At 29.3% G+C, this 25,835-nt stretch carries 26 protein-coding genes; 21 read left to right on the top strand and 5 right to left on the bottom strand.

Annotated features, from left to right (window positions below; all coding sequences use genetic code 11):
• From BN350_RS14690 to BN350_RS19410, 3 genes are all read left to right on the top strand, one after another.
• Complete coding sequence (locus BN350_RS14690; RefSeq protein ID WP_028044286.1) at window positions 1-1,209, top strand: ATP-grasp domain-containing protein; 1,209 nt, start codon at window positions 1-3, stop codon at window positions 1,207-1,209.
• Entirely contained in the window at window positions 1,200-1,625 is a 426-nt protein-coding gene (locus BN350_RS14685) for a hypothetical protein (RefSeq protein ID WP_028044285.1), read from the top strand. Before BN350_RS14690 ends, BN350_RS14685 begins: the two co-directional genes overlap by 10 nt.
• A 104-nt stretch (window positions 1,626-1,729) precedes the next feature.
• The gene (locus BN350_RS19410) at window positions 1,730-4,558 is read left to right on the top strand and encodes an EAL domain-containing protein (RefSeq protein WP_049945582.1); all 2,829 of its coding nucleotides are present in this window, start codon (window positions 1,730-1,732) and stop codon (window positions 4,556-4,558) included.
• 26 nt (window positions 4,559-4,584) lie between these two features.
• Here the strand turns inward: BN350_RS19410 and mgtE are convergent, their stop codons facing one another.
• Window positions 4,585-5,937: a magnesium transporter gene (gene mgtE / locus BN350_RS14675; RefSeq protein WP_028044284.1), complete on the bottom strand. Its 1,353-nt coding sequence runs from the start codon at window positions 5,935-5,937 to the stop codon at window positions 4,585-4,587.
• Between the two features lie 330 nt (window positions 5,938-6,267).
• Between mgtE and BN350_RS14670 the strand changes: the two genes are divergently transcribed.
• The 5 genes from BN350_RS14670 (at window position 6,268) to BN350_RS14650 (ending at window position 11,529) form a co-directional block, all read left to right on the top strand.
• Window positions 6,268-7,158 (top strand): PHP domain-containing protein, encoded by an 891-nt coding sequence (locus BN350_RS14670; protein ID WP_028044283.1) that lies wholly within the window; start codon window positions 6,268-6,270, stop codon window positions 7,156-7,158.
• 117 nt (window positions 7,159-7,275) lie between these two features.
• Window positions 7,276-8,748 carry a family 1 glycosylhydrolase gene (locus BN350_RS14665; protein WP_028044282.1) on the top strand — a complete coding sequence of 491 codons (1,473 nt, stop codon included), beginning with the start codon at window positions 7,276-7,278 and terminating at the stop codon, window positions 8,746-8,748.
• A gap of 2 nt (window positions 8,749-8,750) precedes the next feature.
• Window positions 8,751-9,002, top strand: coding sequence for a hypothetical protein (locus BN350_RS14660; protein WP_028044281.1), 252 nt, complete (start codon window positions 8,751-8,753; stop codon window positions 9,000-9,002).
• 12 nt (window positions 9,003-9,014) lie between these two features.
• Window positions 9,015-9,941, top strand: a complete 927-nt coding sequence (locus BN350_RS14655; protein ID WP_028044280.1) for an AEC family transporter — start codon at window positions 9,015-9,017, stop codon at window positions 9,939-9,941.
• A gap of 169 nt (window positions 9,942-10,110) precedes the next feature.
• Entirely contained in the window at window positions 10,111-11,529 is a 1,419-nt protein-coding gene (locus BN350_RS14650) for an NAD(P)/FAD-dependent oxidoreductase (protein ID WP_028044279.1), read from the top strand.
• A 32-nt stretch (window positions 11,530-11,561) separates the two neighbouring features.
• Here BN350_RS14650 and BN350_RS14645 read toward each other — a convergent pair whose 3' ends face one another.
• From BN350_RS14645 to BN350_RS14630, 4 genes are all read right to left on the bottom strand, one after another.
• A complete protein-coding gene (locus BN350_RS14645; protein ID WP_028044278.1) occupies window positions 11,562-12,407 on the bottom strand; it encodes a hypothetical protein in 846 nt (281 codons plus the stop codon).
• Between the two features lie 16 nt (window positions 12,408-12,423).
• On the bottom strand, window positions 12,424-13,056 hold the full coding sequence (locus BN350_RS14640) for a DUF4362 domain-containing protein (protein WP_028044277.1): 633 nt from the start codon (window positions 13,054-13,056) through the stop codon (window positions 12,424-12,426).
• Entirely contained in the window at window positions 13,053-13,535 is a 483-nt protein-coding gene (locus BN350_RS14635; RefSeq protein ID WP_028044276.1) for an RNA polymerase sigma factor, read from the bottom strand. The genes BN350_RS14640 and BN350_RS14635 overlap by 4 nt, the downstream gene beginning before the upstream one ends.
• 87 nt (window positions 13,536-13,622) lie before the next feature.
• Entirely contained in the window at window positions 13,623-14,498 is an 876-nt protein-coding gene (locus BN350_RS14630; protein WP_028044275.1) for a cation diffusion facilitator family transporter, read from the bottom strand.
• Window positions 14,499-14,625: 127 nt separating this feature from the next.
• Here BN350_RS14630 and folD point away from each other — a divergent pair, with 127 nt between their 5' ends.
• The 13 genes from folD to BN350_RS21025 form a co-directional block, all read left to right on the top strand.
• Complete coding sequence (folD, locus tag BN350_RS14625) at window positions 14,626-15,471, top strand: bifunctional methylenetetrahydrofolate dehydrogenase/methenyltetrahydrofolate cyclohydrolase FolD (protein ID WP_028044274.1); 846 nt, start codon at window positions 14,626-14,628, stop codon at window positions 15,469-15,471.
• 3 nt (window positions 15,472-15,474) lie between these two features.
• Window positions 15,475-15,687 (top strand): DUF951 domain-containing protein, encoded by a 213-nt coding sequence (locus tag BN350_RS14620; RefSeq protein ID WP_028044273.1) that lies wholly within the window; start codon window positions 15,475-15,477, stop codon window positions 15,685-15,687.
• The gene (locus BN350_RS14615; RefSeq protein ID WP_028044272.1) at window positions 15,656-16,126 is read left to right on the top strand and encodes a GNAT family N-acetyltransferase; all 471 of its coding nucleotides are present in this window, start codon (window positions 15,656-15,658) and stop codon (window positions 16,124-16,126) included. The genes BN350_RS14620 and BN350_RS14615 overlap by 32 nt, the downstream gene beginning before the upstream one ends.
• Window positions 16,127-16,657: 531 nt before the next feature.
• Window positions 16,658-17,002 carry a PadR family transcriptional regulator gene (locus BN350_RS14610; RefSeq protein WP_028044271.1) on the top strand — a complete coding sequence of 115 codons (345 nt, stop codon included), beginning with the start codon at window positions 16,658-16,660 and terminating at the stop codon, window positions 17,000-17,002.
• Between the two features lie 181 nt (window positions 17,003-17,183).
• Window positions 17,184-17,660 (top strand): hypothetical protein, encoded by a 477-nt coding sequence (locus BN350_RS14600; protein ID WP_187117144.1) that lies wholly within the window; start codon window positions 17,184-17,186, stop codon window positions 17,658-17,660.
• A 360-nt stretch (window positions 17,661-18,020) separates the two neighbouring features.
• Entirely contained in the window at window positions 18,021-19,364 is a 1,344-nt protein-coding gene (locus BN350_RS14595) for an MATE family efflux transporter (RefSeq protein ID WP_044600359.1), read from the top strand.
• Window positions 19,364-19,891, top strand: a complete 528-nt coding sequence (locus BN350_RS19405; protein WP_081652932.1) for a MarR family winged helix-turn-helix transcriptional regulator — start codon at window positions 19,364-19,366, stop codon at window positions 19,889-19,891. The genes BN350_RS14595 and BN350_RS19405 overlap by 1 nt, the downstream gene beginning before the upstream one ends.
• Window positions 19,892-20,039: 148 nt before the next feature.
• A complete protein-coding gene (locus tag BN350_RS14585) occupies window positions 20,040-21,923 on the top strand; it encodes a sensor domain-containing diguanylate cyclase (RefSeq protein ID WP_028044268.1) in 1,884 nt (627 codons plus the stop codon).
• A gap of 88 nt (window positions 21,924-22,011) precedes the next feature.
• Window positions 22,012-22,671: a response regulator transcription factor gene (locus BN350_RS14580; protein WP_028044267.1), complete on the top strand. Its 660-nt coding sequence runs from the start codon at window positions 22,012-22,014 to the stop codon at window positions 22,669-22,671.
• Between the two features lie 80 nt (window positions 22,672-22,751).
• Window positions 22,752-23,663 carry an ABC transporter ATP-binding protein gene (locus BN350_RS14575; protein ID WP_028044266.1) on the top strand — a complete coding sequence of 304 codons (912 nt, stop codon included), beginning with the start codon at window positions 22,752-22,754 and terminating at the stop codon, window positions 23,661-23,663.
• Window positions 23,656-24,459: an ABC transporter permease gene (locus BN350_RS14570; protein ID WP_028044265.1), complete on the top strand. Its 804-nt coding sequence runs from the start codon at window positions 23,656-23,658 to the stop codon at window positions 24,457-24,459. Before BN350_RS14575 ends, BN350_RS14570 begins: the two co-directional genes overlap by 8 nt.
• Before the next feature lie 14 nt (window positions 24,460-24,473).
• A complete protein-coding gene (locus tag BN350_RS14565; protein ID WP_028044264.1) occupies window positions 24,474-25,373 on the top strand; it encodes a sensor histidine kinase in 900 nt (299 codons plus the stop codon).
• Between the two features lie 169 nt (window positions 25,374-25,542).
• Window positions 25,543-25,835, top strand: a 293-nt coding sequence (locus tag BN350_RS21025) for a DUF3800 domain-containing protein (RefSeq protein ID WP_196802970.1), incomplete at its 3' end; no start/stop codon positions are given.

The raw sequence follows: 25,835 nt of genomic DNA, 5'->3' as shown, positions 1-25,835 counted from the left end.
ATGAATTTGATCTTTATTTCACCACACTTTCCATTATATTTTTATAATTTCTGTGATCGTCTTAAAGCACGAGGAGTGAATGTTCTTGGAATTGGTGATGCCAGCTATGAAAGTCTTCCTTACCATACAAAGTTAGCATTAACTGAGTATTATAAGGTTGATGATTTAGAGGATTATGAAGCTGTTTATAGAGCATGTGCTTATTATACATGGCATTATGGTCATATTGACTGGATTGAATCACAAAATGAATATTGGCTAGAATTAGAAGCTACATTACGTAATGAATTTAATGTGACAACAGGAACGAAAATTCAACATATGTCGCCTATGAAATATAAGTCAAAGATGAAAGATGTATATAAGAGTGCTGGTATTCCAACAGCTAGATTTAGAATGGTTGATGATTATCAGGCAACAAAAGCTTTTGCTAATAAGGTTGGCTATCCTGTGATTGTAAAACCTGATAATGGTGTTGGTGCAAGTTCTACTTATAAACTTAAAAATGATGCTGAATTAGATTATTTCTTTGCAACTAAAGATTCACATATTCAGTTTATTATTGAAGAAATGGTTCCTGGACATGTGGAAACATTTGATGGTATTACGGATAAAGATAAAAATATTTTAATTGCGACGAGTCATGTGATGTTGAATTCAATTATGGATAATGTCAATGAAGCAAGTGATACAGCTTTTTATTCACAGCCTGTAGAAGGATTGGATTTATATGAAGTTGGTAAGAAAGCTGTTCAGGCTTTTGATACACGAAGTCGGTTCTTCCACTTTGAATTCTTTAGATTAGATGAAGATAGAGAAGGATTAGGGAAAAAAGGAGATATCGTTGGGTTAGAGGTTAATATGCGTGCTCCAGGTGCTTATATGCCTGATATGATGAATTTTGCATATAATGTTGACGTTTATACAATTTGGGCTGATATGATTAAATATAACCAGTGTTTCTATGATATTAAGCGTCAATATTGGGTAGCTTATACTGGTCGTAGAGATGGAATCTGGTATATGCATAATTATGATCAAATTAGGGGAGCTTATGGTGATTTAATAGCATTAGAAACAGATGTTCCAGAAGCTTTAGCAGCTGCAATGGGAAACCATGTCTTTATTGTTAAAGCAAAGACACAGGAAGAATTATTTGAAATGATTCGTTATATTCTTAAACGTGAGGATGGAACTGAATGGATGTAGAGTCGAATATAGAACTCATTTTTCCAACATTGCATAAAAGACATATTATTGAATTGATGAATTATGTTACGAAACGTGTAGGTTATCAATGTACAGAATCTGACTTAAAAGAGTATCATCAGATGTTGTATTGGGATAAACCTGAAAATATGGATATCAATCTGGCTTTTAATATTGCTATGCGATTATCTGATCCTGGAGTTAGAAGAATAGGAAAAATGATTTTAAAGGTTTATATTTATATTGAATCGGAGAATTCTTATATTTTAACAGATGATTTTCTTGAGGGAAAACATTGTTTAAGAGGCTATCGTGATGATGGACAGGAAGTCTCGTATGTTAATAATCAATGGATGATGGGTGAAAATGTAGATAAAGACTGTTATGAAAAACTTAAATTGAAATGTGGGAAATAGGGATTAACCCTATTTCTTTATTTCTTTAAATTTTAATTGTGATTTTTGTTAGAAATGATATGATAGTAATATAGATATTTATATGGATGATGAGGGATAGTACTATGTATAAAGAAAATAATATTCGTTCTACCACCAAAGGTGTGTATGTTATTAATGAACAATATAAAATTGTATATTATGATGAAGGACTAAAAGAAATATATCCTAGTCTTCAAAAAGATGCTATATGTTATCAATTACTACGTCATAGGAAACAGCCATGCACTGATTGTCCGCTAGAATTCCTAAAAGAATCTGATGCATCAACAAGAACAATTTTAAAATATAATGAACTTTACCATGGTTGGGATAATTGTACAACTTTAAGATTGAATTGGCCTAATGAAGGGAAATGCCTTCTTGTAGCAATGCATCCTATTAATGATGAAAATCATAGAGTCTTTTTAAATATAAATCAAAGTCAGCATTACGATGAACTAGTTGAATTAGATCTTAGTTCTCAAACATATCAATATCTATGTAATGATGGTTCACAAGTTAAAATAAAAAATCAAGGAACAATTGATGAACTTGTCAAAGGTTTTAGTCAACAATATATATATCCTGATGATGTCAAACGTTTTTATTCATTCTTTGATTTAAAGACATTAGAGTATAGAACTGAGAACATGGGACATGTTGTAGAAGATTTTAGAGTTTTAAGGTCAGATAATAATTATCATTACTTTTCACTATATTTACAACCTGTAGAAAAAAATGAACATGAAAAATGTTACCTTTGTTATGCTGTTAATGTTGATGATCGTTATAATGGAGCACATAGACATTTTGATAAAAATTATCATCAACAAATAGATCCATTAACTTTTCTCTATAATGAAAGTGCATTTCAAGAGATAGTTAAAGATGTTTTATATCAGGATAAAAGAGAGTATGCGATTATATCTATTGATATTGAACATTTCAAATTATTTAATGAATGGTATGGAACAGATCAAGGAGACAATTTATTAATATATGTTGCTAATTGTATTCAAGATTTTGTTAATTCACGTGAAGGTTTTGCTGCTCGTATGGGAAATGATGATTTTATGTGTTTAGTTCCTTATGATAACTGTCATATTGAAGAAGTAGAAAATCAGATTGTAGATTGGATTCAAAACTATAATATTGAATATAAATTTTTGCCAGCTGCAGGAATTTATCCAATTGATAATAGATCATTACCAATCACGTTAATGTGTGATCGTGCGATTATGGCTGCAAATACAATTAAAGGAAATTATGCCAAAAGAGTTGCCTTGTTTCAGGAAACAATGAAATTAAAACTTGAAAACGAACAAGAGATTTTATTTAGTGTGAAGAATGGATTAGATAATCATGAATTTGAAATTTATTTTCAGCCTCAATGTAGTGCTAGAACACAAAGAATTATTGGTGCTGAAGTACTCGTTCGCTGGATGCATCCTACAAAAGGATTATTAATGCCAAATACATTTATACCTATTTTAGAAAATAGTGGATTTATTTATAAATTGGATTATTATGTATGGGAAAAAACTGCTCAATATCTTCATCAACGTCTTCAAAATAATCAAATCATTGTTCCTTTATCTGTCAATGTATCAAGATTAGATATTTATCAGTATAATCTTCTTAAAGTATTTGAAGATTTGTGTGATCAATATCAAATTCCTAAACGTTATATTGAAATAGAGATTACGGAAAGTGCCTATAGTGATAATTTTGTAAAACTTATAGAAACAATATCTGAATTAAGAAAAAATGGATTTAGAGTTTTAATGGATGATTTTGGAAGTGGTTATTCAGCTTTAAATATGTTAAAAGATATTGAAGTGGATGTATTAAAACTTGATATGAAGTTTTTGGATATGGATGAAAATAGTCTTGATAAAGGATTGAGTGTACTAGAGTCTTCTATTTTGATGGCAAAGTGGCTGAAGATGGGATTGATAGCTGAAGGAGTAGAGACAGAAGAACAAGTTAAACATCTTTTGAATATGAATTGTGAATATATGCAAGGATTCCATTTCTATAAACCAATGCCAGCATTTGATTTTGATGAACTACTTTCACATCAGCAAAATGTTGACACTAGAGATATTATGGTTGAAGGATTGCCTACTTTACAAATTGAAGATTTATTTAAAAAGGATATTACGAGTGAATCAGTATTGAATAATATTATTGGTGGAATTGCTATTTACGAAGTCGATGATCAAAATCATATTTCAGTAAAGAGTGTTAATGATGGATATTATCATATTACTGGATGTAATCCTGTTGATTTAAAAGAGAAGTCAGAAACGATTATAAATCAGATTTATGAGGATGATCGTGATTATTTTATAAATATTTTTAAACGTGCCCAAAAGAAAGGACATTTAGGAGCATATGGAACTTTTAGGAGATACCGTCTTAATGGAGAAATAATGTGGATGCATTTGAAATTATTCTTTTTACATAAAGAACCAAATCGAAAAGTTTATTATGGTATTGTGAGTGATTATACTGAACAAATGAAAAGAGAAAAAGAACTTCATATGATTTTGGATACGATGCCAGGAAATATTATAAAATACTATGTAAATGAAGAGAGCTTAGAATGTCAATTACTTAGTTATGGGCTTAAAGATACTTTGGGTTATAGTCATGAAGAACTAAGCCACATGATAGAAATGAATTATGCTTTAGATATTATTTGCAAAGATGATCAAGAACAAGTTATTGCAATTATGAATAATTATAGAAACTGGGATAAACAGTTTGATATTGTTTACTCATATATAAATAATCAAGGAGAAAAAGTGAGAGTATGTCAGCATATTGTTCACTATGTTGATGAACAGAATCAAAAAATTTATTGTGGAATAACCACTAAAATAGATGAAAGGGAGTTCAAGAATTGAACTCCCTCTTTCAATGTATAATCGTTTTAAACTAAGAATGGTAAAAATAGATTAGCAAGTTCTAAGAAGATAAAGAACCCTAGAACATCAGTTGCAGTCGTTAAGAAAATAGATGATGCTAAAGCTGGATCAGCATGTAATGCTTTTAAAACAACAGGAATAACAAATCCAAAAAATCCTGATACAACTAAATTACCAATCATAGCAATACAAATAATAACACCTAAATAAAAATTACCATAAAGCACATAAACAATAAAACCAGTAATGACACCAGTCACTAAACCATTAATAATTCCTAATAATATTTCTTTAATCAATGCAGGAAAGCAATCTTTGAAATGAACTTCTCCTAAAGCAATACTTCGAATCATAATTGATAAAGTTTGACTACCAGCATTTCCGCCCATTCCAGTAACAATTGTCATAGTTGCTGAAAGAGCAACGATTTGTTCAATTGTACTTTCAAACATTTTAACTGTGAAAGAAGCAAGAAAAGCAGTAGCAAGATTAACAACTAACCAAGGTAAACGCATTTGAATAGATTCAAATAAAGTAGAATCTAAAGATTCTTCTTTACTTACACCATGCATTTGTAACATATCTTCTGTATGTTCCTCTTGAATAACATCAATAATATCATCAACTGTAATAATTCCAAGTAGTGCTTGATTTTTATTAACAACAGGTATTGTTGCTAAATCATATTTAGAAACTAGTAAAGAAACCTCTTCCTGGTCTGTTTCAGGAAAGACAGATATAATCTGATCATCCATAATTTCCCTTAAAGTTGTGTCTTCATCAGAAACTAATATATCTCTTAAATCAGCAGTACCAATTAATTGCTTTTTATGATTTAAAACAAATATTGTCTCTATAACTTCTGTTTTAGGACCTATTTCTTTAATTTTTTTGAGGACATTAATCATTGTTAAGCTATCATTTAATGCAATATATTCAGTAGTCATCAAACCACCAGCACTGTCTTCTGCATAACCAAGTAATTGTTCTATAATTTTTTGATCATCTGTTTTCATCAGTGTCATTAACTGTTTACGTTTTCCAATAGGTAATTCACCAAGAATATCAACAATAATATCTTTAGGAAGATGATTAAATAATCTTAATATCCTTTGATTATCTAAACAATCAATAATATCTGTTTGTAATTCTTCATCAGATTCTTCTAATATTTCAGCTAATTTTTCATCATCAATGTGGTTACATAAATATTCTAACTGATTATCTTCTAATTCTTCTATTTCCAGAGCTAAATCAATTGGTTGAACATGTCCATAAATATTATCAATTTCTTTCGTATCATGTTTAACCAAAGCTTGTAATAGTTTTTCTAATTGAATTTGTGTTTTATTTTCCATTTTAGACCTCCTCTTTTAAGAAGATCTCACATTTGTGAGATCAGTAATATTCGGTTTCGGCTTGCCTTTATTCATAATCTCACATCCTTTCTTTTTCAATAAAAGTATGATGAAAATATTATGGAAAGTCAAGATAAAAAAACTATTTTTTTCTGATTGTGAAAAAAGATATACAAACACTAAGATATTCGTTATAATACTTTCGTAAAGAGTTGACGAAAGTGAATTTTTATAGGAATATATATTCATATTATATAATACATTCAGCTCTTCTAAATAGTATGGCAAATAGCCACAAGTTTTATAATAAAAATAAAAAGGAGAAAAATAATGGACAAATTTATTGATTTACACATGCATTCACTTTATAGCGATGATGGAGAATTTACACCTACTGAACTTGTTAACAAATGTTATCAGGCAGGAATAAGAATTATGGCAATAGCTGATCACAATAGTGTAAAGGCGATTGACGAAGCAAAGAAAGTCGCTGATGAACTGCAAATAAAGTATATTCCTGCAGTAGAAATAGATTGTACGTATGAAGGAATTAATTTACATGTTTTAGGGTATGGAATTAATTATCATCATAAAGATTTTATAGATTTAGAAGAGAATGTTTTGCAACAAGAATTATCAAGTTCATTAAAAAAAATTGACTTAACAAATGCATTAGGTTTTCATATCACAAAAAATGATTTAGATAAGGTTTCAGATAATGGTGTTTACACAGGAGAGATGTTTGCAGAAGTTTTATTAAATATGGATCAATATAAAGATCATGAATTATTACTTCCGTATCGTGAAGGTGGTACACGTAGTGATAATCCCTATGTTAATTTTTATTGGGATTATTATGCACAAGGAAAACCATGTTATACAGAAATTATTTATCCAACTTTAAAGGAAACAATCGATTTAATTCATCGTCATGGTGGTAAAGCAGTTTTAGCACATCCTGGTAATAATTTAAAAGGCCAATTTGGTGTTTTTGATGAAATGATGAAATTGGGGTATGATGGTGTAGAATGTTTCAGTAATTATCATAATCCAGAAACAGTAGAATATTTTTATCAAAAAGGACAAGAGTATCATATTATGACAACATGTGGTAGTGATTATCACGGAAAGACAAAACCAGCTATTGAATTGGGAGAATGTCGTTGTATTATTGATGAATGTATTATTGAAAAACAGTTAAAAGAAAATTTTTTAATCTAGTATTTGAAAGATAAGGAAATAAATCATCCTTATCTTTTTGATTTCAACTTTTGAAAATAATATACAGAAGTTTGGGAAATGATTATAATGAAATCAAAGAATAAGGAGGACAATAAAATGGTTAGAAAGTTTCCTGATGGATTTTTATGGGGTGGTGCCACTGCTGCCAATCAATATGAAGGTGGATGGAATGAAGGAGGTAAGGGAGTAAGTGTTTCAGATTGTGCAAGACATCATCTAGATGTTGATGTACAGGATTACAAAGCACACAATAGTATCACAACACAGGATATCGAAGATGCTTTATTATCAAAAGATGACTCTTTGTATCCTAAAAGACATGGGGCAGATGGATATCATCATTATAAAGAAGATATTAAATTATTTGCTGAAATGGGATTTAAGGTTTATCGTATGTCTATCGCATGGACAAGAATCTTTCCAAATGGTGATGATCAAGAACCTAATGAAGAAGGATTAAAGTTCTATGATGATATTTTTGATGAATGTATTAAGTATGGGATAGAACCATTAGTCACAATGTCACATTATGAACCACCAATCAATCTTGTATTAAATTATGATGGATGGGCATCAAGAGAAGTTATTGATATGTTTGTGAGATATGTAGAAGTCATTTGTGAAAGATATAAGAACAAGGTCAAATATTGGTTAACATTCAATGAAGTTGATTCTATGATTAGACATCCTTATACAACAGGTGGACTTGTAGAAGACAGATTTCCAGGTAGAAATTTTCAGGAAGTCATTTTCCAGGCAATGCATCATCAGTTTGTCGCATCAGCTCTAGCGACAAAAATCTGTCATGAAAAGATACCAGGATCAAAGGTAGGATGTATGCTGACAAAATTAACATACTATCCATATACATGTAAGCCAGAAGATGTCTTACAGGCACAACAGGATATGAGAAGTACGTACTGCTATAGTGATACACAGGTATTTGGAGAATATCCAGCGTATTTATTAGCTAAGTTTAAAAATGAAGGATTAAATATCAAGATGGAACAGGAAGATTTGGACGTTATGAAGAAATATCCAGTTGACTTTGTTTCATTCAGTTATTATTCTAGTAGTTGCGTTGCTAAAGACGATGCTGGATTAAAGAAAACAGCAGCCAATACAATGACAGCAATCAAGAATCCACATATTCCTTCATCTGATTGGGGATGGCAAATAGATCCAATTGGTTTAAGAGTATCTTTAGTAGATTTATATGATCGTTATAGAAAACCGTTATTCATTGTTGAAAATGGTTTAGGTGCAAAAGATGAATTAATCAATGGAACAGTAGATGATGACTATCGTATTGATTACTTTGATAAACATTTTAGAGAAATGTTAAATGCGATTGAAGTAGATGGTGTTGATTTAATGGGATATACATCTTGGGGATGTATTGACATTGTTAGTGAATCCACAAAACAGATGAGCAAAAGATATGGCTTTATTTATGTTGATTGTGATGATTATGGCAATGGAACTTTTAAAAGATATAAGAAGAAATCATTTAATTGGTATAAAAAAGTTATTGAAACAAATGGGGCTTGTTTGTTTGAAGGAGAATAATGATGTTAGAATATAAATTTGATACACAATTATTAATTGAAGGTCAAAATCTTAATGAAGATCAAATTAATGATTATATTACAGAACATTTTCAGGGAGACTGTTTGTTAGCAGTTGGTGATGATGAATTAATTAAGATTCATTATCATACAAATGAACCTTGGAAAGTTCTAGAATATGCAGCAACATTAGGAGAAATTTATGATGTTGTTGTGGAAAATATGGAAAGACAGGCCAATGGATTAAAAGGATAGGGGGTAACAGTTGTGGATATTCAAATTATATTAATGCAGATGATTCAATTATTTTTAGTAATAGCATTAGGTTACTTTCTATTTAAGATAAAGTTATTAGATGTCGATTTAAATAAAAAATTAACAACTCTATTATTATCAGTAACAACACCAGCAATGATTGTATCATCTGTTTTGTCTACAACGGTGACTCAAGGGCTTAATGATATTTTATTTGTTTTTGCAGTTGGCTTTGCGATTTACTTAATTATGCCATTGCTAGGGTTCTTTATTGTAAAAATCATGAGGGTGCCATTACCACAACAGGGGCTATATATCTTCATGACAGTTTTCTCTAATATTGGATTTATGGGATTTCCAGTTATGAAAGCTATATTTGGTAATGAAGCCGTATTTTTTACAGCTATCTTTAATATGATTTTTAATTTATTTGTATTCACGGCAGGTATTGTTATTATGAATTATGGAACTGGTCAAAGTGTAAAGCTAGATCCTAAAAATTTATTATCACCTGGTGTTATTGCTTCACTTGTTGCCTTATTAATATATTTTACAGGGGTTCATTTTCCTGATGTGATTTCATCAACAGTCACAATGGTAGGTGATATTACAACACCAATGGCTATGTTATTAATTGGATCAACACTTGCAAATATTCCACTCAAGGAAGTCTTTGGTGAATTACGTATATATCCTTATACAATAATTAAACAAATTATTGTGCCTATGATTGCTTATCCAATATTAAATCTTTTTATTAAAGACCCATTAATATTAGGGATTACATTAATTATGATATCAATGCCAGTTGCGAATAGTGCAGTATTGTTTGCAACTGAATATGAAGGAGATGTATCATTGGCTGCTAAAACGGTCTTTATGACAACGTTGTTGTCAGTAGTGACAATTCCACTTATTGTTGCATTGTTTCTAGTATAGATAAAAATGAGAATTCTTGAGGAGTTCTCATTTTTAGATTAATGTAAAAAACATGTTCTAAAGAGAAATAAAATGTTTGAGATGTGTCTATTGTATTGACAATTTCCTTTGTTTTTGTCTATAATAAATGAGGATAATTCATTTATGCCCAGAAATGAGGCGTTTTTTTATGCAGAAAAATTATGATGTTATTATTGTTGGAGCTGGTCCAGCAGGGATTATGGCAAGTTATGAATTTTATTTAAAGGATCCAAGTAAAAAGGTATTGCTGATTGATAAAGGACAGGATGTTATGTTTCGACATTGCCCAATTAAGGATAAGAAAATAAAAAGCTGTCCTGTTATTAAAGATAATGAACCAGGGTGTTTACCAGCATGTTCAATTACATCTGGTTTTGGTGGTGCAGGTGCGTACTCTGATGGAAAGTTTAATATTACAAGTGAATTTGGTGGATGGTTGACTGATTATATGGATAATCAGGAAGTGGAAGATGTCATTCATTATGTAGATGAGTTGTATTTAAAACATGGAGCAACTTTAGAGATTACTGATCCAACAACAGATAAAATAAAAGAAATTGAAAAAAGAGGATATGCTGTTGGATTGAAGTTATTACGTGCAAAAGTGCGTCATTTAGGAACAGAAGAAAATTTAAGAATTATGACAGAAATGTCAAATGAATTAAAGAAACATATTGATGAACAATTTAAAACAGCTGTTAAAGATATTCTTGTTGAAGATAATCGTGTAAAAGGAATTATATTAGAAAATGGTGAGGAAATTTATGCACCCTATGTTGTTTTAGCACCAGGAAGAGATGGTTCAACTTGGTTAACAAAAGTCTTAAAAAATCAAGGATTAGAATTATATAATAATCAAGTTGATATTGGAGTTCGTGTTGAGACAAGTAATATTGTTATGGATGAGATTAATACTCATTTATATGAAGGTAAATTTGTATATAATGCATCTGTAGGTACAAAAGTAAGAACATTCTGTTCAAATCCTAGTGGACATGTTGTTGTAGAAAATCATTCTGGAACGATGCTAGCAAACGGCCATGCTTATCATGATCCAAAACTTGGTAGTCCAAATACAAACTTTGCATTACTTGTATCACATGTCTTTAGTGAACCATTTAATGAGCCTAATGAATTTGCTCATGAAGTTTCTGGTTTAGCGAATATGTTATCTCATGGTAGCATTATTGTTCAAAGATATGGTGATATCAAACGTGGTCGACGTACAACAGAAAAGCGTTTAAAAGAAGGTTATACAATTCCAACATTACCAGAAGCAGTTCCTGGTGATTTAGGTCTAGTGTTACCGTATAACACAATGAAATCAATTATAGAAATGATTGAAGCTTTAGATCATGTTACTCCAGGAATTGCGAATGAACATACTCTTCTTTATGGTGTAGAAGCAAAATTCTACTCAGCAAGACCTAAAGTGAGAGATGGATTTGAAAGTGAAATTGATGGTTTATATGTTGGTGGTGATGGTGCTGGTTTAACAAGAGGATTGGCTCAGGCTGGTGCTAATGGTATTATCATTGCAAGGAGTATTATTGAAAAGAGTAAATAGTGAAAAACAGAAAGTTTATCCTTTCTGTTTTTCTATACTATAAAACCTATTATAAATGATAATATATTAACTACAATAACATATGCTTTTATTGATATTTCCTGATCTAGATGGAATGTTTTCTTATAAATATTCATTTCAATAATAATGATTAAAGTTTCAAATAAAATATAAAAGAAAGCACCATAATATCCTAAAGCATAAATACCAAATATTTCTAACAATATATTCAATATTATCTGTGTTAAAATATTAGCACCAACAATAATAAATAATTCTCTTCTTTTATTGATTTTCATCATTAATGCAACAATAACTTCAATAATAATAGTTAATAACATTCTTATTGCTAATCCTAGCATGGCTTCATTCCATATGTAATTTTTATCAACAGTCATATCAGTTTGTGTGACTTGATTTGTAGTGACATTAATATTTTGAGAATGATTAATAATAGATACAGTATAATAACTTTTGAAAGCATACCTTTCATATGAGTTGGGACTGACAATATAAGTATCTGATTCAGGGAAGTAGACCAAAACTTTAAATTCATCAGGAGGATGGTAAGTCCATTGAAAACTATCTTCACATAACTGAAAATATTGTAGGAAATAAAATCCATCTTTATCTTTATAATCCACAAATGCTTGCCATATTTCTTGAGGTCCGTATTCTTCAAAATAGCACTTCGTATCTTCGTTTTCGTATGCACAAAAAGGACCTGTACTTTTTTCCTTAGACAAGAGTGTCATATAAGCAGTTTCATGAATACCTTCTAGTGATATATGAACGCTTGGCTTTGGACCCATATCAGCATAGGTATTGCCAGGTAATAACATAAAGAGAGAAATCATTATAAATATGACTTTTTTCATCGTTTTCACCTCTCTTCTATAATTTTTTTTGATGAGTATAGGTTATAAAACATGCTTTATTTTGGTCTATTGTTTCTTTTGTTAATTCGGTGTTATATGCATATATAGCATCATCATAAACACCTATTTTTTGATAAAACTCTTTTGTCAAATTTTTAGGACCAAATTGATCTCTTGTCGTATCATTGTAAAGCGTCACACCATTTTGAGGATGATAATAAATCTCATTTAGGATAGGATCACCTTCATCTGTAACTATTGCAATTCTGACATGGCTTGGTTTTGTGTTATCAATATCATCAATAAATGAATGAATGATTTGAGGATTGTATATAATACCATTTGCAAAGATATAAAAATCCAAGTCTTGAAGCTCTTGAAGAGTGATATTATAAGGGACTGTGTCTAATGTTGTATTGGTATCTGACGCATATTTATGATTTGTAAGAGGATTGTTCACATGATTTGTTGAGATATACTGAATACCAATAAATGCTATGATACAAATGAGAACAACAGAAAAAACGAATTTCTTATATCTCAAGTATTCTTTAGAAACAGAAGATTGAGTTAAGATATTATCAAGAATAACTTGTTTTCTATGATTGTTCATTTTGATAGTATCATATGATTGCTTAATTGTTTTCATAACATATTTTCACCTAATTTTCTTTTTAATATTTTTCTTGCACGAGCTAACCGATTACGAACAGTAGAAGAAGGAATCTTAAGAATATGAGCAATTTCTCGATTGTTATAACCTTCATAATAATATAAGTAAACAACCATTTTATAATAAACAGGAAGCTCTAAAACAGTTTCTAAGGTTTCATCTATATCAAAAGGGTTAGTTTGAATGATAATCTCTTGATCAACTCTCTTTTTATACCATGCTTGTTTTAACATATCTTTGCATGTATTACTCGCTGTAACAATGAACCATGATTTTTCATGTTCAAGGGAATCAAATGATTTTGTATAATTTAAATATTTAAGAAATGTTTGTGAAAGGGCATCTTCACTGTCAACAACGTTCTTAAGATAAGAAAAACATATTCTATAGATCATATCTGCATTTCTATTGTATACATCAATAATTTCTTCTTCACTATGTGCTTTTAATACCATTTTATCCCTCCTTCACTATTCATACGATTTTACTCTTTAAAATGTCTCATCTTTATTTTATTTTATCATAAAAAGCCTCAAGAGAGGCTAATTTGTCTTAGGATTCACATGAATCATGCAGTGTTTAATATCAGGAAACTCCTTTTCTAATGCATCATGAGTTCGATGTGCTATTTGATGTGCTTCTTTAAGCGATAAATTTTCATTAACACCAATCTCTAAATCAACATAATATTTTTCACTAAACATTCTTGTCTTTAAAGAATCAATACTTAAGATATATTCTTGTTGTAATATAAAGTGAATCAGTTTATCATTGATCTCATCAGAGCAACTGTGATCTACCATCTTAATCGTTGCATCATAAAATATACAAACACCAGGTTTTAATATAAATAAACAAATACAAACTCCTGCAAGAGGATCTAAGAATTTAAAACCTAGCATAGCCCCTCCAATACCTACTAAACTTCCAATAGAAGAAAGAGCATCACTTCTATGATGATAAGCATCGGCCATTAATGCAGGGGAGTGAATCTTTTTTGCATAATAACGTGTATACCAATACATAAGCTCTTTGATGATAATCGAAACAATCGCTGCAATTAATGCAATAATATGCGGTATAACAATAGTTTGTGGATGTAATAATGATAAAAGACTATTATAACCAATTTGTAAACCAGTAAAAACCAATAAAATAGAAAGAATAATTGCTGCAATACATTCCATTCTTTCATGACCATAAGGATGCTCATGATCAGAAGGCATACTAGAAAAATGAACACCTATCATAACAATAACGGTGCTGATAACATCACTTAAAGAATGTATAGAATCACTAATCATTGCATGAGAATGCCCATATAAGCCAGCTAGAAATTTAAAAATAGAAAGTACGAAGTTTCCTATCATTGTGAGATAAGAAACATGATAAACAGTTTCCTTATAAGCTATTTCCATAAAATCACGTCCTTTTATAACTTATGTTAATAAAAGAAAATTGTGATAAGAAAACAGATTTCTTGTTTGAGTTTACAAGAAACATATTTTCCATTATAATAATAACAACCAAATAAGGGGGATTTTTATGAATATTAATGGTAAAGAAATTTCATTGAAAAGAAAAGATGAATTGAAAATAAAAATTGAAGAATTAAAAAAAGCAGGAAAAAGAATTCCAAAATTAGTTGTTATATTGGTTGGAGATAATCAGGCTAGTCAGACATATGTGAGAAATAAAGAGAAGGCTTGTGAATATGTAGGAATGTTATCAGAGGTTATTAGATTAGATGCTTCTCTTACTGAAGAGACTTTAATGAATGTTATTAAGGGACTAAATAAAGATGAAAATGTTGATGGAATATTAGTACAATTGCCATTACCTCAACATATACATGAAGAGAAGATTCTTGATTTAATTGACTCACGTAAAGATGTTGATGGATTTCATCCATCTAATGTTGCTAAATTATTATTAGGACAAGATGGATTGGTTCCTTGTACACCACAAGGAATGATGGTTTTATTAGATGAAATCAATTATGATTTAACTGGAAAAGAAGTTGTTGTAGTAGGTAGAAGCAATATTGTAGGAAAACCAGTAGCTTTATTATGTCTGCATAAAAATGCAACAGTCACAATTGCTCATTCACGCACATCTAATTTAAAAGAAGTGTGCAAACGTGCAGATGTTTTGATTGCAGCAATTGGACAAGCTAAGTTCTTTAATCATGAATATATCAAAGAGGGTGCTGTCGTTTTAGATGTTGGAATGGATCGTGATGAAAATAATAAGTTGTGTGGTGATGTAGATTTTGATGATGTGAAAGAAATTGCGTCATATATTACACCAGTTCCTGGTGGAGTAGGACCAATGACTATTGCAATGCTTATGGAAAATACTTTACAAGCATATACACAAAGAGAGGGATAGAATATGGAATATGGGTTAAATGATATTGTTGAAATGAAAAAACAACACCCATGTAAGAAGTCAACTCAGTGGCAAATCATTAGAATGGGTGCTGATATTAAAATTAAATGTTTGGGTTGTGGTGCAATTATTATGTTTTCACGTAGAGATTTTGAAAAACGATTAAAGAAGGTGATTGTTCATCATGATGATTCGTCTAATTCAAAAGAGAGATAATGTGAAAGTTGAAGAATTGATTAGAACTTGTTTACTTGAATTTGGTGGAAATAAACCAGGTTGTACCTGGGAAGATCCTGATTTAGGACAATTTTATGAAGTTTATCAACCTGAAAATAAACAATATCTTGTTGTGGAAGAAGATGGAAGAATTATTGGTGGTTGTGGCATTGGTCCTGTTGAAGGTATTGAAGGTGTTTGTGAACTTCAGAAGATGTATTGTTTACAAGAAATACGTGGAAGTGGAGTTGCACAACAACTATTAGATTTGTCACTGGATTTTGCTAGAAAATATTATCAGAAATGTTATTTAGAAACATTTTCTAATATGATTGCAGCAAATAGGTTTTATCTTAAAAATGGTTTTGTTTTATTAGATGAACCATTAATTAAAGGACCACACTTCGCATGCGATAAGTGGTATATCAAAGATTTATAGAAGTATTGATTATAGATTAATGATTAAACTGTAAAAATGAAAGAAGAAATGAAGATCCTCAATTCGTAGGAAATTGAATTCTTCTTTTTTGGTTATTTATATTTGGACCGATTAAAATAAGAAATAACTACATAATACAATAAACTATTTATTATCTTTAACAATTTTGTAAATAATTGTTTGACCCTTACCTTTCATTGATATTAATCCAGATTCCCTCATTTTTCTGCAAAAAGTTATTGCTTGTTTTTTGTGCACCTACACAGTTCTCTAATTGAAGTGTTAATACATATTGTATTTTTTAAATCAACACTTTTTTAATTTATATAAACACATTTATTTGTTTTTGAATGGTAAGAAAAACTTGTTTACATCTTTTGTTGTTCATCTTGAATAGTTGAATGAAGATAAATATGAAGTGGTGTTTGCAAGGTAGTGTAATGAAGTGTTTTTTCTTGACACGTTAACTATATTGCCATACAACATAGTTAACAAAGGTATTATGCATTACAATATAGAGGGAGTGATAGAGTGATTTCATCTCAAATGTTAAAGGGAACATTAGAGGGATGCATTTTGGTTATTATTAGTCAAAAAGAAACATATGGTTATGAGATTTCTCAGCAACTAGAAAACTATGGATTTGGTAAAATTGTTGAGGGAACAATATATCCATTATTGTTACGATTAGAAAAGAATGATTTAATAACAGCAACTTATAAGCAATCTGATGTTGGACCAAGGCGCAAATACTATTCATTAACAAGAAAAGGTTATGAAGAGATTTTAAATTTTCAAAAAAGTTATGATGAATTATCTCTTGCTGTTAATCGATTATTAAAAGATATAAAAGGTGGTGATCATTATGAGTCGTAAAGTGAGAGAACTAAGACAATTAAACAATCAATTAGAAAAAAGTTTAAATCAGGTAAATCAAAATACATTAACTGATATTGTTGTATATTTAAAAACATCATAGATAAGTGAATATCAGCAGGAACTTGTTCGTAGAGATATTATTGAAATGATGAGAGATGGTGAAGAAAGAGGAATGACAATGCATGATGTACTTGGTGATAGCTATCAGGATTTTTGTGATAATATTTTAGCAGAAATTCCTCATCAAGAACCATACCAGAAAATTCTATCAATGTTAGGAAGTTTTTGCTTATATAGCTGGATTGTTGTGATAATATGGTTTGTTTCAAGTTTATTTGAAACAATGATTGGACAAAAGACTTTACCATTTTTAATTTTGAGATTAGGAGATGTTTTAAGTTATGCTGTATTAATCTTTGTATCAATATTTATTGTAGATCATATTTGTAAAAATTCTTTTGACAATGAAAATGGTAAGTTCTTATCCAAATCAAATAAGAAGTTAATATTTATGATTATAATATGGATGATTCTCTTTGCATTAAGCCGTATATTTCTCAATAATTATGTATTTTCTATTCACATATCAATATGTATATGCTTATGTGTTGGATTATTTCTTTTGTATAAGTTATTTGATGAATTATGGAATTAGAGAATTAATATATATAATATTATAACTTAAAAGGATTGATTTCTAGTTATATACTGAATCTATCCTTTTTAATTAGAATGAAAAACATTTGATTTGAGTGTATATTTTAAAATTGTATTTTGATAGATTGGAGTAGAAGAATAAATATTTATTATTATTCTTACTTTAAGTCATTTGATAAACTGTAGCTTTATCTTTCATCATCCCTCATATTTATAGAAAAGGATGTGGTTTGTTTTATATGTATTTGTGATTAACAAAACGATTTCACATAAATATGATATTTATAAGGTACCTTGACAATTGCCTTGAATAAGTTTATATTATATTCGTTAGGTACCTAAAAGAGGAGAGATTAAAATGAAGAAAGATATGGAAAATGGTAAGATTTTACCACTATTAATAGAATTATCAGTACCCGCAATGATAGGAATGATTGTCAACGCTATTTATAATATTGTTGATAGAATGTTTATTGGAAATGCACCGCATCTTGGATCATTAGGATTAGCTGGAATTACAATTTCTTATCCAGTAACATTGGTGTTAATGGCTTTAAGTTTAATGGCTGGAGTTGGTGGGGCAACACGTTTTTCAATTGCATTAGGGGCAAAACAAAACGAGGATGCTAAGTTATATCAGGGAAATGCTTTGATGGTTACTGTTGTATTTGGATTGATATTTATGATATTTGGGAACTTATTTATGGATCCAATGTTAACAGTATTAGGTGCAAGTGATCAAGTCTTGCCACATGCGAAAGCATATTTAAGTATTATCCTATATGGGGCTATTTTTCAGTGTGTTGCGATGTGTGGAAATAACTTTTCTAGGGCACAGGGGAATGCAAGAAATGCAATGGTGTCTCAATTATTAGGGGCAGGATTTAATATTTTATTTGATTATATTTTGATTGTACAATGTCATATGGGAATGGAAGGTGCAGCACTTGCTACAATTGGTGGGCAATTTTTAAGTATGGTATGGCAATTGGCTTTCTTGTTTGGAAAACGTAGTTTAATTCAATGCAAGATTGCGCATATGAAACTCAAAAAACATTTTACATATATGATTATGAAAACTGGATTACCAGCTTTTCTCATGCAAATGTCTACAAGTTTATTAAATATTGTGATTAATGGAACGTTAGGAACATATGGAGGAGATATAGCCATCTCAACCGTAGGTATTATTACAAGTGTTCAAACACTGATGTTGATGCCATTAACTGGAATGACTCAGGGACAACAGCCTATTATTAGTTATAACTTTGGAGCCAAACGTTTTGACCGTGTCAAAGAAACATTGAAATATACAATAATAGGAGCAAGTATTATTGCAGTCATTGGATTTTTAGCTATACAATTATTCCCTGCTTTGATTATTACAATGTTTAATCAGGAAAAAGAAATCATTGATTTAGGAAGTTCAGCACTTAGAATATGGTTTATATGTTTACCATTAGTAGGATGTCAAACGATGTGTGCAAATTTTTTCCAAGCTATTGGAATGGTTAAACAGTCAAGTTTCTTAAATCTTTTAAGACAGTGTTTGTTATTGATACCACTGATATTAATTTTATCATGGATATTTGGTCTTTATGGTGTTTTTGTAGCAGTGCCTATTGCAGATTTAATTGCATTTATCATAACTATGTATTTAATTAAAAAAGAAATGAAAACATTCATGGTGGAGGAGGCATAATGGAAGAAAAATGTACACTCTGTCCAAATCATTGTTTAAAAACATTACTACAATGTGAAAAAGGAAAACAATATTTTTATCAAAGAAAAAATATTTCTCAACTAGAATTCATGCAAGCACAAGATTTGACAAGTAAACTTATGAAATGTGGGCATATTCTAATGCATAAAACTGGTAAGAAAAGAGGACAAGAAAATATTTTAGATATTTTATCTCAACATCATTCTATTTCGCAAAAGAAACTTCAGGAAATATTAGGTGTAGAAGCTGGTTCTTTGAGTGAAATCTTATCTAAGTTAGAACAAAGAGATTTGATTAAAAGATATAAAGATGAAAAAGATAAAAGAAAATCAATTATATCATTAACACAAAAAGGGATAAATAAAGTTCATCATAAAAAATCAAATGATGAAGATTTGTTTGATATGCTAGATGAAAAAGAAAGAAAACAACTTGCTGCTACTTTAGATAAAATTTTGGATGAGTGGCATCAAAGACATATGAAATATCAAAAGAAAGAACAATAACCTGAAAAAAGTTTAAGATTTTTCAGGTTATTCTTTATGTAGAGGTTTATAAAAATATATTAGGTTGTACTATATGGGATTATCACTTTCATTTTTGATTTAAAAAGGTTACAATATAAAAAAGAAGATAAATGAGAGAGGGAATAGTATGCATAAAAAAGACAATGTACTAATCAAAACAAATTTATTGATATGTCTGATTATTGTCGTTGGATTTTTATCAACTGCGTTATTAAGCTATCAGGCAAACTATTCTACATCACTCAAAAGTATAGAAGAAGTCTCTTCATTAACATCAGAAAGTATTTATTATCAATTAACAACAGCTTTTGCTAAACCTATTCATGTTTCCCTTACAATGGCAAATGATAGTCTTTTAAGAGAATATATTGATAATGAAAATCAAGAGTTAAATAATCAGAATTATACTAAAACAATTGCTAATTATTTAGATCAATACCAAAAGAAATATAATTATGATTCAGTGTTTTTAATTTCAACAGAAAGTCAATGTTATTATAATTTTAATGGTATTGATCGTTTGATGACAAAAGATAATTTAGAGAATGTCTGGTATTATGAATTCCTAGAATCAAAAGAAGATTATTCTTTAAATGTAGATAATGATGAAGCTGCACATGATGATATGACAGTCTTTGTAAATTGTAAAATTCTGGATGATCAAAATAAAGTCACAGCAGTTGTAGGCGTAGGTGTAAAATTAGAATCATTGCAAACCCTTTTTGCAGAGTATGAAAAACAATTTGGGGTGAATGTATATTTAGTTGATAATAATGGAAAAGTTCAAATATCAACAAAGAACTTAAATGAAGATTATTTTAAGATAAAAGATTTAGAAGATAAAAAGGAAGAAATATTAAGTTATAATAAAGATAAATATCAATTTTGGACAAAAAACTATAATACAAAACATAATGATAATTTTATGGTTTCAAGATATATTGATGATTTATCCTGGTATTTGGTTATAGATCAGGATAATGGTAGTGTTATTCAATCATTTAGAAATCAACTCTATGGAACAATTTTAATTATTATCGTTATTATTATTGGAATATTGATTATAGTTACAAAAGTTATTAAAGAATTTAATAAACAAGTCCTCCAACGAGAAGAAGCCTTTAGAACAGTCACAGAACAGTTATACGATAATATTTATGAATTGAATATTACACTTAATTGTACTGCTAATACAAGTACCCAAAGATACTTTGAAAGTTTAGGAGTAAGTGTAGGAATTCCATATGATGAAGGTATTCAAATTATTGCTCAGAAACAAATTAAAGAAGAGTTTAGGAAGGGATATATAGATACTTTTTGTACTCAAAATGTATTGAAGCAATATGAGTTAGGAAATACTGATTTAAGATATGATTTTATGATAAGTCAAGATGGTATCAACTATTATTGGATACGTATAGATGCTATTATTTATTATAATAAAGAAGATGAATGTGTGCATATGTTTACTTATCGAAAAACAATTGATCATGAAAAAAGAGTAGAATTGGAAATGGAACAGTTGGCTTGTTATGATAAGTTAACAAATCTTTATAATCGAGGATCTATTCAATTAATGATTGAAAGGATGTTGAATCAAAATACAAATCAAATGTATGCTTTTTTCATTTTAGATATAGATAATTTTAAGAGTACAAATGATTTATATGGACATGTATTTGGAGATTATGTTTTAACTCAATTTGCTGGAGTATTGAAAGAAAATTTCAGAACGCAAGATGTTGTGGGACGTTTAGGTGGCGATGAGTTTATAGCGTTTATTCCAATATCTAGTCTCTACTCTATCGAAGGAAAAGCCAAAAGATTACTAGATGTGCTTAATCAAGAGATATGTCTTGATGGTGATTGCATGAAGATTTCTGCCAGTATTGGAATTTCTATTGTACCAGATGATGGAAATGACTTTGTTTCTTTATATAAGAAAGCAGATATGGCATTATATATTTCTAAGAATAAAGGAAGAAATACATTTACAATATATAATTCTTAGAGCGAAAGTCATAAATAAGCATTTATGGCTTTTCTCATATACAAATAAAATTGTAAAGATTATAATAGGTTATAAGGGGATGAAATATATGCAAAAAATACTTATTATCGAAGATGATAATCATATTAATAATATGTTAAAAGAATTTTTAGAGAATCATGGGTATCTTTGTTTTCAAGCTTTTTCAGGGAGTGAAGGAAAGCTTTTAATAGAGATGGAGCATTTTGATTTAATATTACTAGATTTAATGCTACCAGGAATTTCAGGAGAAGAACTTATCAAGGATCTTGTGAAAAAATCTAAAATTATTGTTCTATCTGCTAAGAATGAAATTGAAAGTAAAGTTAATCTTTTAGAATTAGGTGCAAATGATTATATTTGTAAACCCTTTGATATTAATGAGTTACTTGCAAGAGTTAAAGTTCAATTACGTCATCAAGATACCCAACAAAGACAATTACATTATAAAGATTGGGAAATTGATATAGATAAAATGACCATGATTGCTAATCATCAAATGGTTGAATTGACATCTCGAGAATTTAAAATTATAGAATTATTGATGCAATATCCACAAAAAGTCTTTTCAAAAGAAAATATTTATGAATATGTATGGGAAGATGAATATATTGTAGGAGATAAAACGATACATGTGCATATCAGCAATATTCGTACAAAACTCAAATCAACAGGGACAGATCATTATATTCAAACTGTTTGGGGAATGGGATTTAAACTCATTGAGTAAACTTTAACTTTTCTTAAACATTTCTTTACGTTTGTTGAATACTTATCCTTTATTCTTATAAGAGAAAGGAAGGAGTTATTATGGATGTTATAAAAACAAAGAAATTAACAAAGAAATATGGACAACAATTATCTGTTGATCATATTGATATGGTTGTTAAAAAAGGTGATATTTATGGTTTTATTGGGAGAAATGGAGCCGGGAAATCAACAACTCTAAAAATGATTTCAGGATTAATGAGAAGCACAGAGGGAAATATTGAATTATTTGGAAAACCTGTTCATGATGAAATGTCAAGAAAAAGAATTGGAATATTAATTGAAGAACCAGGTTTGTATCCCAATATGAATGCATATGATAATTTAGAATTACAAGCATTGTCATTAGGAATAACGAATAAAAAGAGAATTTATGATGTATTGGCATTGGTTCACTTAACAAGTGCAGGTAAGAAAAAGGTTAAAAATTATTCAATGGGAATGAAACAAAGACTAGGAATAGCTTTGGCTTTATTAGGAAATCCTGATTTATTAATCTTAGATGAACCAATTAATGGTTTGGATCCTGAAGGAATTAAAGAAATTAGAGAAACATTAATTCAATTAAATAAAGAATATGGTATGACAATCATTATCAGTTCTCATATCTTAGGAGAGCTGAGTAAGCTTGCTACAACATTTGGAATTATCAAAGATGGACAATTAATACAACAGATATCTAAAGAAGAATTAGATGAAAAATGTAAAGAATATCTAGCTGTTGAAATCGATAATGCCCAGAAAGCATGTGTTATATTAGAAAATATTGATCAGAATATTGAATATGAAGTTGTGAATCAAACAACATTGCATATTTATAGTCAACTTAATTCAGCGGATGTGATTGGTCATCTTGTCAATGCTGGAATAGCAGTTATATCATCCTATTTTCATAATCAGGATTTAGAAGAATATTTCTTGAGTTTGATGGAAAGTGGGTGTTCATATGATTAATTTAATGAGAATGGATTTGAAAAGATTACAGAAATCTAAATCAACATATGTAATTTTGGCTGTTATTGTGTTTATTTTAGCTGTTCAGTTTTTAGCTGTTTATGTAGCATTAAATCCAGATATCCAAAAATGGTTGAGTACTTATGGGTTTATTTTTCAAGTTTCAGGTGTAGATAAGATGAGAACTTTATCTATATTACAGTTCTTTCATTTATCAATGACACAAAATTTCTATGTCTTGATTATAGGATTATTTGTTGTTTTATTTAATTGTTATGAAAGAGAGACAGGTTTTATTAAAAATGTCTTAAGTACTCATGTGAATAAAACGCATTACATTACAAGTAAGATTCTTGTACAAAGTTTATATATTATGGGGTTAATTCTGGTTTGTTTTATTGAGTTCATGATTTTAAATTTAGGATTAGGATTCTTCTTTAAAGTTGATAATTTTACAGAAATATTTACATATTTGATATTGTTATGGTTCATTGGTATTGCTGTTATTAGTATGTTTACAGCATTAACAGTTTGGTTAAGAAGTAAATCAGGATGTGTTTCCATAGCAATTGTTTATGCAACAGGTTTATGGATTATGATTGTGACAACGATTTTAAATATATTAGGTTTAGCTGATTTGATGAATTATACGTTACTTTATCAAGTAACGGGGTTGCTTGATCTTATTCCAATATTAGATGTGACTTCATTATTGAGGTTATTCTTGGTTATTGGAGGTTTTACAATATTATACACAACAGTTAGTATTTTTGGATTGTCAAAGAAGGATGTTTAGAGAGGAGTGAGGATATGATTTATCTTGTAGTGATTTTGATTCTTGCCATTATTGGATTGATTATTTATATAGCGCGTATTCATCGTGAAATTTATAATATTTCTAAACAACTCGAGATCAAACAAGAAGGAAGTCATATCCAATTAATGGCACAAGTTCATACAAAGCCATTTGACACACTTTATCATCAATTAGAAATAATGTTAGATGAATACCAACAAAAACAGATGACATTTATGTATGCAGAAGAACAGCTAAAAATGACGATCCAAAATATGGCACATGATTTAAGAACACCACTAACAAGTTCAATGGGTTATATGCATATGTTAAAGGAGTGCCATGATGATGCTAAAAAACAAAGGTATCTGGATATTTCTATTGAAAGGATGGAAGAGTTAAAGAGATTATTAGAAGAATTATTTCTTTATACAAAACTCATATCAAAGTCTTATGTATTAGAATGTGAGAAAATAACAATTTATCCGATTCTCACCAAAATTTTATTCTCTTTCTATCATCTTTTTGAAAAAAACAATCAGGAACCAACACTTCAATTTCAAGATGAATCGATGGAATGTATTATCAATCAAGAAGCAATAGAAAGAATTTTGCGTAATCTCATCAATAATGCTTTGTTACATGGGATAGGAGATTTAATCATTATTCAAGATCATGATAAACTTATTTTCAAAAACACAATCAAAAAAGGAGAACAACCTGATATTGATCATATTTTTGATAGATTTTATAAAGCGGATCAATCTAGAAGTCATTCTTCTTCGGGACTTGGGTTAGCTATTGTGAAAGAACTCATGGAGAAAATGGGTGGAGCAGTAAAGGCTGATATTGAGGAAAATTCTTTTATCATTATATTAATATTTAATAATAAAAGTTTGAATAAAAATGGCTAAAAGTGAAGTAATAGATTTGTTATGATATGATAACACTGTAATATAAAGGGCTGGTTGAAAGACATTGGGGTCCACCAGGAAGTGAGAAATTCTCATCAGAGGTGTGTGTCCCCTCTACTTTTCTTATAAATATAAAAATAACAACTATGGATATGTGAAGATTATATTTATGAGGAAAGAATTGTTCTTTTTTATTGATGAATCAGAAGACTTTGGTGAATATGATTACCAGTCTCCTTTTTACATTTTAACGCTTGTGTTTCATAATCAAAGTCAGGATATAAGTCAAAATTTGAATAAATTATTAGAACATATAGATTATTTAGGTTATAGTCAGCAAAATATTCATATAGGTCCTATAATTAGAAAAGAAGATATTTATAAATATGAAGATATATCTGTAAGAAAAAAACTATTGGTAGAAATACTGTGTTTTATTATGTTTTCCAAAATAAACTATCA

Source organism: Candidatus Stoquefichus massiliensis AP9 (assembly GCF_000455285.1).
In the GTDB taxonomy this organism is placed as follows: domain Bacteria; phylum Bacillota_I; class Bacilli_A; order Erysipelotrichales; family Coprobacillaceae; genus Stoquefichus; species Stoquefichus massiliensis.
Note: the sequence above shows the minus strand (reverse complement) of the source record. Positions and strands in the feature narration are given on the sequence as shown.